12 protein-coding genes and 1 tRNA gene are annotated in these 14,834 nt (G+C 38.8%); 11 read left to right on the forward strand and 2 right to left on the reverse strand.

What is annotated here, in order from left to right; all coding sequences use genetic code 11:
- Positions 1-64 precede the first annotated feature (64 nt).
- The 9 genes from truD to mutS all read left to right on the forward strand — a co-directional run bounded on the left by truD (position 65) and on the right by mutS (position 9,691).
- On the forward strand, positions 65-1,084 hold the full coding sequence (gene truD / locus ACPT9C_RS01170; RefSeq protein ID WP_118879798.1) for a tRNA pseudouridine(13) synthase TruD: 1,020 nt from the start codon (positions 65-67) through the stop codon (positions 1,082-1,084).
- Positions 1,085-1,093: 9 nt separating this feature from the next.
- Entirely contained in the window at positions 1,094-1,843 is a 750-nt protein-coding gene (gene surE / locus ACPT9C_RS01175) for a 5'/3'-nucleotidase SurE (RefSeq protein ID WP_077643967.1), read from the forward strand.
- A gap of 8 nt (positions 1,844-1,851) precedes the next feature.
- Complete coding sequence (locus tag ACPT9C_RS01180; protein WP_425627467.1) at positions 1,852-2,430, forward strand: YqaA family protein; 579 nt, start codon at positions 1,852-1,854, stop codon at positions 2,428-2,430.
- 8 nt (positions 2,431-2,438) lie between these two features.
- A complete protein-coding gene (locus tag ACPT9C_RS01185; RefSeq protein WP_005654318.1) occupies positions 2,439-2,624 on the forward strand; it encodes a hypothetical protein in 186 nt (61 codons plus the stop codon).
- Between the two features lie 23 nt (positions 2,625-2,647).
- Positions 2,648-3,865, forward strand: coding sequence for a murein hydrolase activator NlpD (gene nlpD / locus ACPT9C_RS01190; protein WP_118879800.1), 1,218 nt, complete (start codon positions 2,648-2,650; stop codon positions 3,863-3,865).
- Positions 3,866-4,065: 200 nt separating this feature from the next.
- Positions 4,066-4,146 (forward strand): tryptophanase leader peptide, encoded by an 81-nt coding sequence (tnaC, locus tag ACPT9C_RS01195; RefSeq protein ID WP_071819912.1) that lies wholly within the window; start codon positions 4,066-4,068, stop codon positions 4,144-4,146.
- Between the two features lie 87 nt (positions 4,147-4,233).
- On the forward strand, positions 4,234-5,652 hold the full coding sequence (gene tnaA, locus ACPT9C_RS01200) for a tryptophanase (RefSeq protein ID WP_112072008.1): 1,419 nt from the start codon (positions 4,234-4,236) through the stop codon (positions 5,650-5,652).
- Positions 5,653-5,735: 83 nt separating this feature from the next.
- Entirely contained in the window at positions 5,736-6,971 is a 1,236-nt protein-coding gene (locus tag ACPT9C_RS01205; protein WP_118879801.1) for an aromatic amino acid transporter, read from the forward strand.
- 134 nt (positions 6,972-7,105) lie between these two features.
- Entirely contained in the window at positions 7,106-9,691 is a 2,586-nt protein-coding gene (mutS, locus tag ACPT9C_RS01210; protein WP_423717228.1) for a DNA mismatch repair protein MutS, read from the forward strand.
- Positions 9,692-10,080: 389 nt separating this feature from the next.
- On the opposite strand, the gene ACPT9C_RS01215 is transcribed toward mutS, so the two are convergent.
- Both ACPT9C_RS01215 and ACPT9C_RS01220 read right to left on the reverse strand, forming a co-directional pair.
- Positions 10,081-11,169 (reverse strand): ATP-binding protein, encoded by a 1,089-nt coding sequence (locus ACPT9C_RS01215; protein ID WP_423717227.1) that lies wholly within the window; start codon positions 11,167-11,169, stop codon positions 10,081-10,083.
- Between the two features lie 245 nt (positions 11,170-11,414).
- Positions 11,415-11,509, reverse strand: a tRNA-Sec gene (locus ACPT9C_RS01220).
- A gap of 70 nt (positions 11,510-11,579) precedes the next feature.
- On the opposite strand from ACPT9C_RS01220, the gene selA reads away from it, so the two are divergent.
- Together selA and selB are read left to right on the forward strand one after the other, a co-directional pair.
- On the forward strand, positions 11,580-12,965 hold the full coding sequence (selA, locus tag ACPT9C_RS01225; protein WP_423717226.1) for an L-seryl-tRNA(Sec) selenium transferase: 1,386 nt from the start codon (positions 11,580-11,582) through the stop codon (positions 12,963-12,965).
- Positions 12,962-14,821: a selenocysteine-specific translation elongation factor gene (gene selB / locus ACPT9C_RS01230; protein ID WP_423717225.1), complete on the forward strand. Its 1,860-nt coding sequence runs from the start codon at positions 12,962-12,964 to the stop codon at positions 14,819-14,821. The genes selA and selB overlap by 4 nt, the downstream gene beginning before the upstream one ends.
- Positions 14,822-14,834 lie beyond the last annotated feature (13 nt).

Raw genomic sequence — 14,834 nt, forward strand, 5'->3', positions numbered from 1 at the left:
ATAAATCACGAAAAGTCGCATAAAATTTCGCACAATTATTTTCGATAAAAAAGAGTCCTTAACTATGCTCGAACAACTCCCTTATTTGGCATTAAAAACTCCGCCAAAAACTACCGCACTTTTAAAGGCTGAATGTGCGGATTTTATTGTAAAAGAGCATTTGGGCTATGAAATGTCAGGCGATGGAGAGTTTGTTGCCTTGTATGTACGCAAAACAGATTGCAACACCTTATTTGTTGGCGAAAAATTAGCTAAATTTGCCGGTATTTCTGAACGCAATATGGGATATGCAGGGTTGAAAGATCGTCGAGCAGTAACAGAACAATGGTTTTGTTTACAAATGCCTGGAATGGAAACGCCCGATTTCAGTCAATTTGAATTAGAGGGCGTAGAGATTTTAACGGTTACTCGACATAATCGAAAAATTCGCACGGGTAGTCTTGAGGGAAATTATTTCGATATTTTATTACGCGGTGCAAAAGAATCTGACGAGCTTAAAGTGCGGTTAGATTTTGTGGCAAATTTTGGTTTCCCCAATTATTTTACGGAACAACGTTTTGGTCGAGATGGTCATAACCTCACGCAAGCATTGCGTTGGGCGCAAGGGGAAATCAAGGTAAAAGATCGCAAAAAACGCAGTTTTTATCTTTCCGCCGCGCGCAGTGAAATTTTTAATCTGGTTGTGGCTGCGCGTATTGCAAAGGGCGCAACAAATCAAGTTTTACCAAATGATATTGTGCAATTAGCAGGTTCGCACAGTTGGTTCAAAGCGGATGAAAAAGAAGACTTAAATGCCTTGCAAGTGCGGTTAGAAAATCAAGATATTTTACTTACCGCCCCTTTAATTGGCGAAGATATTTTGGTGGCGAGTGAGATTGAAAATGAAATCGTAAATCAACATTCAGCTTTCGATCCTTTAATGAAACAAGAAAGAATGAAAGCAGCTCGTCGCCCATTATTGATGAAAGCAAAAGGGTTTTCTTGGGCATTTGAGCCAGAAGGCTTGCGTTTAAAATTTTATTTGCCAGCAGGCAGTTATGCCACGGCATTAGTTCGTGAGTTAGTAAATTATACAGAAGAATAAGGAAATATAATGCGAATTTTAGTTAGTAATGATGATGGTTTTCACGCGGAAGGCATTCAAGTTTTAGCAACGGAATTAAGAAAAATTGCAGAAGTCATTATTGTTGCACCCGATCGTAATCGAAGTGCAGCATCAAGCTCGCTCACATTGGTTGAGCCATTACGCCCACGCCATTTAGATAATGGCGATTATTGTGTAAATGGTACACCAGCAGATTGTGTACATTTAGCGTTAAACGGATTTTTATCTGGCCAAGTAGATTTAGTGGTATCAGGTATTAATGCGGGTTGTAATATGGGCGATGATACGATTTATTCAGGCACATTAGCTGCAGCCCTTGAAGGTCGTCATTTAGGTTTGCCTGCTATTGCAGTTTCGTTAGATGGTCGTCAGCATTATGAAACAGCAGCACGAGTGGTATGTGATCTCATTCCTAAATTACATCATCAATTATTAAACCCTCGTGAAGTGATTAACATCAATGTACCAGACTTACCTTTTGAAGAATTAAAAGGTTACAAGGTGTGTCGCTTAGGTTATCGTTCATCTTCCGTTGAAGTCATTAAACAAAAAGATCCTCGTGATGAAACCATTTATTGGATTGGCCCTTCAGCATTACCTGAAGATGAAAGCGAAGGAACAGATTTTTATGCCGTGAAGAATGGTTATGTGTCTATCACACCAATTCAAGCGGATCTTACCGCATATCATTCATTGCTTTCTTTGCAAAATTGGTTAGATCAGGAATTTACCAAATAGAGAAAAATATGAAAATTTTCGGCACGATGTACGATAAAACGATGGAATGGTCAAAACATCGTTTTGCTGTTTTTTGGCTCTCTTTTATAAGTTTTATCGAGGCGATATTTTTTCCTATTCCGCCCGATGTGATGTTGATTCCAATGTCTATGTCAAAGCCTAAAAGTGCAGTTAAATTTGCATTTTATACGGCAATTGCTTCTGTCATCGGTGGAGTTATTGGTTATGCAATTGGTTTTTATGCAACGGACTGGGTGGAAAACATTGTACAACAATGGGGATATGCTGCGCATTGGGCAAAAGCCGTCAGTTGGTTTAAGCAATGGGGCGTATTAGTTGTGTTTGTGGCAGGTTTTAGCCCAATTCCTTACAAGGTGTTTACGCTCTGCTCTGGCGTGATGCAAATGGCATTTTTCCCTTTTGTCATCACCGCATTTATTTCACGTTTAGCGCGTTTCTTGCTGGTGGCAAAATTAGCCGCGTGGGGCGGGGAGAAATTCGCAGCAAAATTGCGAAAATCTATTGAGATTATTGGCTGGTCAGTGGTTGTACTGGCTATAATCGCTTACTTTATACTGAAAAACTAGGATAGAAAATGAACAAATTAAGTCTTGTTTTAGTAGCTGGATTTCTTTTGGTTGGATGTGCATCAGAACCAGTTAAAGATCCAGATGCATTACCAAATGGCATTATGCAACCAGTAGAAGGCACAGGTGCTGTTGCTGGCGGTAGTTTTATGCCAGAAATTCAAAAAAATACGATACCAACACAAATGAAATAATAACGGAACAATAAGGAATAACTATGAACAAATCGTTTCTCTTACTCCCTTTAAGTCTTGTTGTATTATCGGCTTGTACCTCTAATTCTCCTGCACCTATTTCTGATGCAGATGGAAATCTTTCCCCTAGTGTAGTGCAATCTGTAAATGGCAGTAATGTAGGTGGTGCTTGGCAACCTGAAATTCAAAAAAATTCATTACCTACAATGGGAAATATGGCCACGCCACAACCAAATTTTCAACCGATTAATCAACAACCAGCAATGCCAACAGCACCTGCGCAACCTGCATTTCAACCCTCTCCGAAAACGGTAGTTAGCGCGCCGACAGTACAAACAAAAACAGTTACCAAAACAATTGCTGATTGTGTAGATGGACAGCATATTAATATCCCACGTAATCCAAATACCAATGCGCCAGATTACAGCAAAATTTCAAAAGGCTCTTACAAAGGCAATACCTATAAAGTAAACAAAGGCGATACAATGTTCTTGATTGCTTACTTAGCAGGAATTGATGTAAAAGAATTGGCAGCGTTGAATAACCTATCCGAACCTTATAATTTAAGTTTAGGGCAAGTTTTAAAGATTTCTAATTGTGGCACAAAAACGGTTACTACAACGGTTTCTGTAAAACAGCCTGCAGTCACGGCATCAACAGCAATGCCAGCTAAACCAGCCGTCACTTATACTCCGGGCGCAAACGGTACTCAAATAGGATCTGACGGTACTATTATTGGCCCCATTAAATCAGAGGCTGGCACATCGCCTAGTGTACCTGTGGCAACTTCATCAACACAGGTTACGTCATCTGTAAATAATGCGAATAGCACACCAATTAATTCCAATGTCGTTGCGCCAATCGCCTCAAATGTTGTGTGGCAATGGCCGACTTCAGGTAATATTATTCAAGGTTTCTCAAGCACAGATGGCGGTAACAAAGGAATTGATATTAGTGGTTCACGAGGACAAGCTGTAAAAGCGGCTGCAGCAGGGCGAATAGTGTATGCAGGCAATGCTTTACGTGGTTACGGTAATTTAATTATCATCAAACATAATGATGATTTTTTAAGTGCCTATGCGCATAACGACAAAATTCTTGTCGCCGATCAACAAGAAGTCAAAGCAGGTCAAGACATCGCAAAAATGGGAAGTTCTGGTACAAATACCGTGAAACTCCACTTTGAAATTCGCTATAAAGGTAAATCAGTGGATCCAGTACGTTACCTACCAAGACATTAATCTTCCTGTAAAAAGTGCGGTAAAAAATCTCAATAAATTTTCACCGCACTTTTTTTATTAAAAATATTCTGTGAGGAATATCACAAAATAAAAAAATAATAGATGACAATGTTAAATTTTATATTATTCTGATAATACTTCGTAGTTAGAAGTCAGTGTTAAGTTTTATTAAGTATCTCTTCTCTTAAAAGGAGTTTAATATGCTCAACTTGCTTTCTCCTAACCAAACTTGGGTTCTTATTGATCCAAGATTATCTTTTTATTTTCCCATAATTTATTAATCCTTTCTTATTAACCATCAAAGTGTTTTCATTTTAGAAAATCATTTTTTATTTAAACTAAGCAAATTAATTTTTGGGGATTTTGCTATGGAAAATTTTAAACATTTACCTGAACCTTTCCGCATTCGTGTTATTGAACCAGTAAAAAGAACTACTCGTGAGTATCGTGAGCAAGCGATCTTAAAATCAGGCATGAATCCATTTTTATTAGATAGTGAAGATATTTTCATTGACTTACTTACAGATAGCGGTACTGGTGCCGTTACACAAGATATGCAAGCTGCAATGTTACGTGGCGATGAAGCCTATAGTGGCAGTCGCAGTTATTATGCGTTAGCTAAAGCAGTGAAAGATATTTTTGGTTATGAATATACAATTCCTACTCATCAAGGCCGCGGTGCTGAACAAATTTATATTCCAGTATTGATTGCTAAACGTGAACGTGAGAAAGGTTTAGATCGCAGCAAAATGGTGGTTTTCTCTAACTATTTCTTTGATACCACACAAGGACATAGCCAAATTAATGGGGCAACGGTTCGCAATGTTTATATAAAAGAGGCATTTGATACAACAGCAAAACATCCATTTAAGGGTAATTTCGATTTAGAAAAATTAGAAAAAGGCATTCAAGAGGCGGGAGCACATAATGTACCTTACATTGTATGTACCATTACTTGTAACTCTGCGGGTGGTCAGCCAGTTTCTATTGCAAACTTAAAAGGCATGTATGAAATTGCGCGTAAATACGATATTCCAGTCATCATGGATTCAGCTCGTTTTGCAGAAAACGCCTATTTTGTTCAACAACGTGAAGAAGCTTATAAAGACTGGACTATTGAACAAATTACTTACGAAAGCTATCGCTATGCTGACGGTTTAGCGATGTCCGCCAAAAAAGATGCTATGGTGCCAATGGGGGGTATTTTAGCGTTTAAAGATAAATCAATGGAGGAAGTTTATCACGAATGTAGAACGCTTTGTGTTGTGCAAGAAGGGTTCCCTACTTATGGTGGTTTAGAAGGTGGTGCAATGGAACGCTTGGCTGTTGGCTTACATGATGGTATGCGCCAAGAATGGCTGGCTTATCGTATTGCGCAAATTGAATATTTGGTTGCAGGCTTAGAAAAAATTGGTGTGCTTTGCCAACAACCAGGTGGCCACGCGGCGTTCGTAGATGCGGGTAAATTATTACCACATATTCCAGCCGACCAATTCCCAGCACAAGCACTTTCTTGCGAACTTTATAAAGTTGCAGGTATAAGAGCGGTAGAAATTGGCTCATTTTTATTAGGACGAGATCCGAAGACGGGTAAACAACTACCATGTCCAGCGGAGCTTTTACGCTTAACTATACCACGTGCAACTTATACGCAAACGCATATGGATTTCATTATTGAGGCATTCCAAAAAGTGAAAGAAAATGCAGAGAATATTAAGGGTTTAACCTTTACTTATGAACCAAAAGTTCTCCGCCACTTTACGGCACGTTTAAAAGAAGTTGAATAATATCACGAAAAATGCAGTTCATTTTGAACTGCATTTTTTTATCAACAGCTAACTCAATAATTTGTTATTGATAAGGATGTTCTATGAAAAAACAACCTTCCATTTTTGGTGGCGCCTGTATTATTGCTAGTGTTTGTGTTGGGGCAGGAATGCTTGGTTTGCCGACATCTGGCGCGGGTGCTTGGACAATATGGTCAGTATTAGTAATTTGCTTAACAATGATAGTCATGACATTGTCAGGCTGGTTATTACTTGAGGCCTACTCTACTTATGATTTAAGAGCTTCATTTAGTACTGTAACTAAAGATATGCTCGGTTCAACTGTCAATTCTATTAATAATCTTGCGGTATATTTTGTCGGGGGTATTTTACTTTATGCTTATACCACTGCATCTGGCGGTATACTAGAAAACCTTATTAAACCGTGGATTGATTTTGGTTCATCTACATTGGCAATTTGTTCCACTGTATTTGTATTAGCTTTTTCCTTCTTTGTTTGGCACTCCACTCGCATTGTAGACAGAATATCTGTTTTATTGATTGTATGCATGGGTTTTACTTTTATTTTTAGTACTTATGGATTAGCAACTAATATTAGTTTAGACACTTTATTAGATATTGGTGGAAAGGAGACAAATTATGCAAAATATGCGGTAGGAATGTTTCCCGTTGCATTAACATCTTTTGGCTATCATCATTCTGTTTGTACGATGCGAGCTTACTATGGGGAAGAAAAAAGAGCAAAATACGCTATTTTAGGTGGAACAGCAATTGCTCTTACGCTTTATTTACTTTGGATTTTCTCTATTTTTGGCAACTTACCGCGAGATCAATTTGCTCCAGTAATTGCCAGTGATGGTAATTTAGATATTTTACTTAACACATTAGGTGGAGTAATCGAATCTAACACGGTTAAACAAATGATTAATGCCTTTTCTATCGCCGCAATTTTATCATCTTTTATTGGCGTAGGATTAGGCGTATTTGATTATTTGGCTGATTTCTTTAAATTTGATAATTGTAAAATTGGACGAACAAAGTCATGGGCTGTAACTTTCCTACCTCCACTAATTATGTCAATTTTATTTCCATTGGGTTTCTTAAAAGCCATTGGATATGCCGGTGCAGTAGCGACAATTTGGACTTGCATAATTCCAGCACTTCTTGCTTATAAATCTCGCAAAATAAATGCAGCAGCAACAACATTCCGAGTTTTTGGTGGAAATGGCTTAATAATCTTCATTGTATTATTTGGTGTTTTTGTGGCTATTTTCCATTTTCTAGCAATGTTTGACTATTTGCCTGTCTTTAAAGGATAAATATCAACTGAAAGTGCGGTAAAAAATCTCAACAAATTTTTACCGCACTTTTTTTATCTAGCTTTTTCCCCTTTCGGCACCTAAAATAGCCGCCATAAAACCTATCTTTATTCAGTTTCAAAGCAGGTAATTAGATGATTTCCGAAGAAAACTTCCAACAACATACGCCAATGATGCAACAATATCTAAAACTCAAAGCGGAGAATCCAGATATTTTGTTGTTTTATCGCATGGGGGATTTTTACGAGTTGTTTTATGACGATGCGAAAAAAGCGGCGGCATTGTTGGATATTTCTTTAACGAAACGAGGTCAATCTGCAGGACAGCCCATTCCGATGGCAGGAATGCCTTATCATGCGGTGGAAGGTTATTTAGCAAAATTAGTGCAGTTAGGCGAATCTGTGGCGATTTGCGAACAGATTGGCGATCCTGCCGCAAGTAAAGGGCCAGTAGAACGTCAAATTGTGCGAATTGTTACACCTGGGACAGTAAGCGATGAAGCACTTTTGCCAGAACGCCAAGACAATCTGATTGCCGCGGTATATCAAGAGAAAGAAAAATTTGGATTAGCCACTTTAGATATGACTTCTGGCCGTTTTCAGCTTTGTGAACCTGCGGATAAAGAAACTTTGCGTGCGGAATTACAACGTATTGCACCTGTGGAATTGCTGTATTGTGAAGAATTTAATGAAATGGCTGCGATTGAACATTGCAAGGGATTACGCCGTCGCCCGATTTGGGAATTTGAACTTAGCACAGCCATTACCTTACTGAATCGCCAATTTGGCACAAAAGATTTACGTGCCTTTGGTGTGGAAAAATCTCCGCTCGGCTTAAGTGCGGCTGGTTGTTTATTGCAATATGCAAAAGAAACCCAACGTACCGCATTACCCCATATTCAAAGCATTAGCTTGATTCAAAATCAAGACTGCATTCAGTTAGATGCCGCCACGCGCAGAAATCTTGAATTAACACAAAATCTTGCAGGTGGCACAGAAAATACGCTATCGTCTGTATTGGATAAATGCGTTACGCCAATGGGCAGTCGCTTATTGAAACGTTGGATTCATCAGCCTATTCGTGATGTGGAAAAATTAAAACAACGCCAACAAGCGATTGCGGAAGTTCTGAATTTTGATTTGGTTGATGAACTTCAGCCTTATTTGCAATTAGTCGGCGATATGGAGCGTATTTTGGCACGTGTTGCGCTACGTTCAGCACGTCCTCGCGATCTCACTCGCTTACGCACGGCGTTAGAACAAATTCCAGCATTACGCGCGATTGTGCAACAAAAAACACCGCCATTTTTAACCGCACTTTTCAGCCAAATTGCTGATTTCAGCGAGCAGTGCGATTTATTGCAACGTGCATTGATTGAAACGCCTCCGCTTTTAATTCGGGATGGTGGCGTGATTGCTGAAGGCTATAATACCGAATTAGACGAATGGCGTATGCTGTCTAATGGCGCAACGCAATATTTGGAAAACCTAGAAAAACGTGAGCGTGAAAGCACGGGCATTGACACCTTAAAAATCGGTTTTAATGCAGTGCATGGTTATTACATTCAAATTAGCCAAGGCCAAGCGCATAAAGCGCCCATTCATTATGTTCGCCGTCAAACCTTGAAAAATGCAGAGCGTTACATTATTCCTGAACTCAAAGAATATGAAGACAAAGTGCTGAAATCAAAAGGCGCAGCGTTAGCATTAGAAAAGCAGCTTTACGATGAATTGTTTGATTTATTATTACCGCACTTAGGCACGTTACAACTGGCGAGCCTCGCACTTTCTGAATTGGATGTATTGGTCAATCTTGCTGAGCGCGCAGACACCCTCAATTACGTGATGCCAACATTCTGTGATGAAGTGAGCGTGAAAATTGAAAATGGCCGCCATCCTGTTGTGGAACAAGTATTGAAAGATCCTTTCATCGCCAACCCAGTGGAGTTAAATCACAACCGTCATTTGTTAGTTATTACCGGACCAAATATGGGCGGTAAAAGTACTTATATGCGTCAAACCGCATTAATTACATTGCTTGCGTATATCGGCAGCTTTGTGCCAGCAGACAACGCACGAATTGGGCCGATTGATCGTATTTTTACTCGAATTGGTGCTTCCGATGATTTAGCCTCGGGGCGTTCAACCTTTATGGTGGAAATGACCGAAATGGCAAATATTCTTCATCAAGCTACTGAGCAAAGTCTCGTGCTTATTGATGAAATTGGTCGTGGCACATCCACTTATGATGGCTTATCCTTAGCTTGGGCTTGTGCAGAATGGTTAGCTAAAAAAATCCGCTCGCTTACATTATTTGCCACCCATTATTTTGAATTAACCGCATTGCCAGAACAGCTCGAAGGCATAGTCAATATTCATTTAGATGCCCTTGAGCATAACAACAGCATCGCCTTTATGCACGCCGTACAAGATGGTGCCGCAAGTAAAAGTTATGGTTTGGCAGTAGCGGCTTTGGCTGGCGTGCCACAATCTGTTATTAAACTGGCAAAACAGAAATTGACACAATTAGAAAAAAACTCAAGCCATTCAGCCGATCAACAAATTCAAGCGTTGCGTGAAGCCAATCACAATCAATGCGAATTATTGTTTGAACAAGAAACGGATGCACTAAGAGAGGCAATCGAAAAACTTGATCCTGATGATTTAAGCCCTAAACAAGCATTGGCATATTTGTATCAGTTAAAGAAAATGGTGGGGTAAATATTATATCCCAGCGATAAGTTCAAAGGCTTACGGTGCTTTATCCACCATACGCAATGATAAAGAGGTGTGTACACTGGGTTTTGCTGGTGGATTGTTTACGTGGATTTATGCAGGCTTATATGGATTGGCGTAGGGAATGGGAGTTGAATTTGAGCTGTAACTTTATGAAAAATAAGGATATTATTTTTTAGCATTAAAATTATGGTACAAAATATAGTACTAAAAATTTTTTTTCGTTAATTTTTGATTGTTTTTTAATCAAATTTGAAAGCAACCCTAAATGATGATTTGCCAGTGTCTAAAATCAAACTTTAAACATCTTAAAGCCACCAGCAAAAAATAAAAATGCGATCTATTTGACCGCACTTTATTGTTTGATATTTGCCTTAGCTATTTTCCTTAATCCACGTTTGAAAATATGGGCTGTTTATTTTTATTGTGCCGTTTGCGTTACGTGTAATAAGCTCTTTTCTTTCTAGCTTTCTCACTTTCCCTTGTATTGTGCTTGAGCTAATATCTTCTATCCCTAACGCTTTAGCAAAATAGGCACGTTTTTCTTTGCTATATAGTGCATTTTCGCCATTTACAACGCTCTTTAATATTTCCCGTTCTATTGAGCTTAATTCTTGCCATATCTTCACGCTGTCGCCTAATTCACTCATTTGAGTAATCCTATATTCTGATGCTTGTTTAAGTGATAGATTAGGGTTGATAATCATATCTTGAGCAATTGAACGCATATAAAGAGGGGTAAAATTAAATCGTTCAAAGAGTTTATAAAACTGATGCTTGTCGATTTCTTGCCCTGTTCTGCTGTGATAAATATCGGCTAGAAAATCCGTAAAATCTTTGCCTAAATTTGGAAAATCTAAAGGATGTGCAAAATGAAAAAACGGTGCTTTGTTGTCATTAAACATTGCCCGCAATCCATTTGTGCTACTTCCTGTGAAAATCACTTTTATCTTTTGTTGATTTATATCTAAACCAGTACGCAATGAACGGATTAGCCCTATAGTATGGCTCACTCTTGCCAGTTCTTGAACTTCATCAAGTAACATTAAAACGGGTTTATCGCTAGATTCTGTAATGGCATTAATAATCTGAACAAGGCTTAATTCATCAAGTTTAGTTTGATTTTTATCTTGTAATTCAACGCTTACGCCCATTAAGTCAATGGCTTTTAGTTTATCAAACAAGTTATTGGTTTTGCCGTCCACCACATCAAGAAAGTGTATTAGCTCACGTGTAAAAACATGGCTCAACTCGTTACTAGTCCTATCCATAAAACTAAAATAGAACACATTAAACCCTAATTTCTCTGCTTTCGGCTTTACGTCATTAAGTAAAAATTGGGTTTTCCCCATTCTGCGGGGTGCAAAAAGGGTTATGGCGTGTAATATTCCATCTTTTAGGCTTGATAGTAATCGTTCTGCTAATTCAGAACGGGGGAAATAAAGGGGATCTGCCTGTGTCATTTTTAGCCTCTTTATATTGTTTTATACTCTCTTTGTATAATTATACTTTTAATGTATAAAAATGTATAAGCCTTTATTCTGTTTCTGTTGGCTGTCGTGTGAGCATGATGAAAGATGATTATCGCTAGTAGTTAGAAATTAAAAGGCTTGCGGTGCTTTATCCACCATACGCAATGATAAAGAGGTGTGTACACTGGGTTTTTCTGGTGGATTGTTTACGTGGATTTATGTAGGTTTATATGGATTGGCGGAGGGGAATGGGAGTCGAACCCACCCAAGAACGCTGGCGTCCTCAACAGGATTTGAAATCCTGCCACCTCACCGGAGATGACGCCCCTCCGTGGTTGAAATTGCAGCCACTTTAGCGTAAATTAATTGGCAATTCAACGTTATTTTAAACGGATTCAAAAATGACCGCACTTTTTCAACAACTTCCTTCCGTTGATAAAATTCTCAAAACACCTCAAGGTCTACAACTTATTACCGAATTTGGTCACACTGCTGTCGTGGCAATATGTCGAGAATTATTAACCCAAGCTCGTCAATTTATTCAAAAAAATAACCAACTTCCTGAATATTTTTCTAATTCTGACCGCACTTTTGTAGAAATTCATTCTCGCCTACAAAAACAAAACCAAGTACAAATCAAAGCGGTGCATAATCTGACTGGCACAGTGTTACACACAAATCTTGGGCGAGCACTTTGGTCTGAAGCAGCACAACAGGCAGCACTCTCTGCGATGCAAAAAAATGTTTCGCTTGAATATGATTTAAATGAAGGTAAGCGTAGTCATCGCGATAATTACATCAGTGAATTATTATGCAAACTCACAGGTGCTGAAGCTGCCTGTATTGTGAATAACAACGCCGCCGCAGTATTATTAATGTTAGCGACCTTTGCTCAAGGTAAAGAAGTAATTATTTCTCGTGGCGAATTAATTGAAATTGGCGGTGCATTTCGTATTCCAGATATTATGGAACAAGCTGGATGTCATTTAGTGGAAGTGGGCACCACTAATCGTACTCACCTTAAAGATTATCGTAATGCTATCACTGAAAATACGGCTTTTTTAATGAAAGTGCATAGCAGCAATTATCAAATTTGTGGTTTTACCTCTTCAGTTTCAGAAGAAGAACTCACCGAACTAGGGCGAGAAATGAATGTACCCGTAGTAACTGATTTAGGCAGCGGCGCATTAGTTGATTTAAGCCAATATGGCTTGCCAAAAGAACCGACCGTGCAAGAAAAAGTCGCACAAGGTGTGGATTTGGTCTCTTTCTCTGGCGATAAATTGCTTGGTGGCGTGCAAGCAGGCATTATTGTGGGTAAAAAAGAATGGATCGAACAATTACAAGCCCATCCACTCAAGCGTGCATTACGTTGCGATAAAGTTATTTTAGCAGGCTTAGAAGCGACATTACGTTTATATTTAAACCCTGAAAAATTAACTGAAAAATTACCAACTTTGCGATTACTCACGCAACCATTAGAACAACTCAAAATAAATGCTATGCGTCTCAAAGAGCGGTTAGAATCTCGTTTAAATTCACAATTTGAAATTCAAATTGAAGCTAGCCAAGCACAAATCGGTAGTGGCTCACAACCGATAGAAAGAATCCCTTCTGTGGCTGTCACTATTGCAGAAAAAACAAACGTAAAACTTTCCGCACTTTCAGCTCGCTTTAAACAACTTTCTCAACCTATTATTGGGCGAATGGAAAACGGAAAAATTTGGCTAGATTTACGTAGCCTTGCGGATATTGAAACATTATTAAATACATTGGATGAACTATGATTATTGTTACTTCAGGTCACGTTGATCACGGCAAAACAGCATTATTAAAAGCATTAACTGGCAAAAGTACCGCGCATTTACCAGAAGAAAAAAAACGCGGCATGACCATTGATTTAGGGTATGCCTATCTGCCGTTAGAAAACAAAGTGCTTGGCTTTATTGATGTACCGGGACACGAAAAATTCTTGTCAAATATGCAGGCAGGCTTAGGTGGTGTGCATTATGCAATGTTAATTGTGGCTGCCGATGAAGGCGTTGCAACGCAAACGAAAGAACATTTAGCAATCTTACGCCAACTTCAATTCCACGAAATTATTGTTGTCATCACAAAAGCAGATCGTACAAATCTAGAGCAAATAGAATCGTTAATCCAAGAAATTAAACAAAATTATAGTTTTTTACGCGATGCTAATTACTTCGTTACCTCAGCAGAAACGGGACAAGGAATTAATGAATTACGTCATTACTTAGCTAATCTACCTGAATTATCTGATACCCAGAAACCTTTCCGTTACGCAATAGACCGAGTATTCAACGTAAAAGGGGCGGGTACCGTCGTGACAGGCACAGCCTTTTCAGGAACAGTGAAAGTAAACGATGAAATTTACCTTTCCACTGGACAGAAAGTTCGTGTAAAAGCGATTCACGCACAAAATACATCAAGCGAACAAGGTATTGCGGGGCAACGTTTAGCGTTAAATTTAAATGCTGATTTAGACCGCACATCAATGAAACGAGGCGATTGGTTATTGCAGAATGAGCCACTTCCACCAACAGATCGCATCAGTGTACAAATTTTGGCTGAAGTACCATTAAATGAAAGCCAACCTGTGCATATTTATCACGGAGCAAGTCGCACTACGGGTAAACTCACCTTATTACAGGGAAAAAATACCGCAAAAAATGACCGCACTTTAGCTGAAATCATATTAGATTCGCCATTATTCTTGGCTTTCGGAGACAAACTTATTTTACGCAGTGGCGATACAAAAACCTTAATTGCCGGCGCACGAGTATTGGAAATTAACTCGCCAAAACGTCATAAACGCACTGAAGTGCGGTTAAATTTCTTAGCGAATTTAGCATTGGCAGAGAACGCTTCGCAACGTATTGCGCTTACCCTTAAACATAATGCGACAACAGCACGCCAATTAATGTGGACGGAACAACTGACTTCCTTGCAATTAGATAAAGCACTCGTCGAGCGAGACGCCGTACGTTATCAAGATTGGTGTTTTAATACTAATTACGAACAAGCAAAAACGCAGCAAATTTTAACCGCACTTAATACTTATCACGAGCAACATAATGATCAACTTGGTGTAAGCAAAGCCAGATTATATCGAATGACTGCCTTAAACCAGCCTGAAAACTTGATCAATCATTTTATTGATGAAATGTTAAAAGAGGGAAGATTACAGCAAACTCGAGGTTGGCTTCACTTACCCGAACATAAAATCCAATTTAGCCAAGAAGAACAAAAACGTTGGGGGAATGTGTTGAATGAATTTGAAAAAACAAACGGTCAAGCCATTTGGGTACGTGATATGGCAAATGCTCTCGCTATTGATGAATCAATTATGCGTAATTTTATGTATAAAGCTGGGAAATTGGGTTACCTCACGCCAATCGTGAAAGATAGATTTTTCTTAACTGAAACCATCTATGCTTATGCAAGACTCATCAAACAAATCGCAGAAGAACAAGGAAAAGTTTCCGTAAATGAAGTACGTGATAAATTGAATTTCGGACGCAAACTTACCGTTCAACTAATGGAATATTTTGACCGAATGGGATTTTTGCGTCGCAAAGGTAATGACCATATTCTACGCGATAAGAATGTTTTTGATTTATGATTTAAAAAGGAAA

The organism is Haemophilus sp. HN_Hi16 (genome assembly GCF_049823435.1).
Classification (GTDB): Bacteria; Pseudomonadota; Gammaproteobacteria; order Enterobacterales; family Pasteurellaceae; genus Haemophilus; species Haemophilus influenzae_D.

What these genes read in the sequence shown, in the direction of transcription:
- truD (WP_118879798.1), top strand. Translation starts at nt 65, where the DNA reads ATGCTCGAACAACTCCCTTATTTGGCATTAAAAACTCCGCCAAAAACT.
- surE (WP_077643967.1), top strand. Translation starts at nt 1,094, where the DNA reads ATGCGAATTTTAGTTAGTAATGATGATGGTTTTCACGCGGAAGGCATT.
- ACPT9C_RS01180 (WP_425627467.1), top strand. Translation starts at nt 1,852, where the DNA reads ATGAAAATTTTCGGCACGATGTACGATAAAACGATGGAATGGTCAAAA.
- ACPT9C_RS01185 (WP_005654318.1), top strand. Translation starts at nt 2,439, where the DNA reads ATGAACAAATTAAGTCTTGTTTTAGTAGCTGGATTTCTTTTGGTTGGA.
- nlpD (WP_118879800.1), top strand. Translation starts at nt 2,648, where the DNA reads ATGAACAAATCGTTTCTCTTACTCCCTTTAAGTCTTGTTGTATTATCG.
- tnaC (WP_071819912.1), top strand. Translation starts at nt 4,066, where the DNA reads ATGCTCAACTTGCTTTCTCCTAACCAAACTTGGGTTCTTATTGATCCA.
- tnaA (WP_112072008.1), top strand. Translation starts at nt 4,234, where the DNA reads ATGGAAAATTTTAAACATTTACCTGAACCTTTCCGCATTCGTGTTATT.
- ACPT9C_RS01205 (WP_118879801.1), top strand. Translation starts at nt 5,736, where the DNA reads ATGAAAAAACAACCTTCCATTTTTGGTGGCGCCTGTATTATTGCTAGT.
- mutS (WP_423717228.1), top strand. Translation starts at nt 7,106, where the DNA reads ATGATTTCCGAAGAAAACTTCCAACAACATACGCCAATGATGCAACAA.
- ACPT9C_RS01215 (WP_423717227.1), bottom strand. Translation starts at nt 11,169, where the DNA reads ATGACACAGGCAGATCCCCTTTATTTCCCCCGTTCTGAATTAGCAGAA.
- selA (WP_423717226.1), top strand. Translation starts at nt 11,580, where the DNA reads ATGACCGCACTTTTTCAACAACTTCCTTCCGTTGATAAAATTCTCAAA.
- selB (WP_423717225.1), top strand. Translation starts at nt 12,962, where the DNA reads ATGATTATTGTTACTTCAGGTCACGTTGATCACGGCAAAACAGCATTA.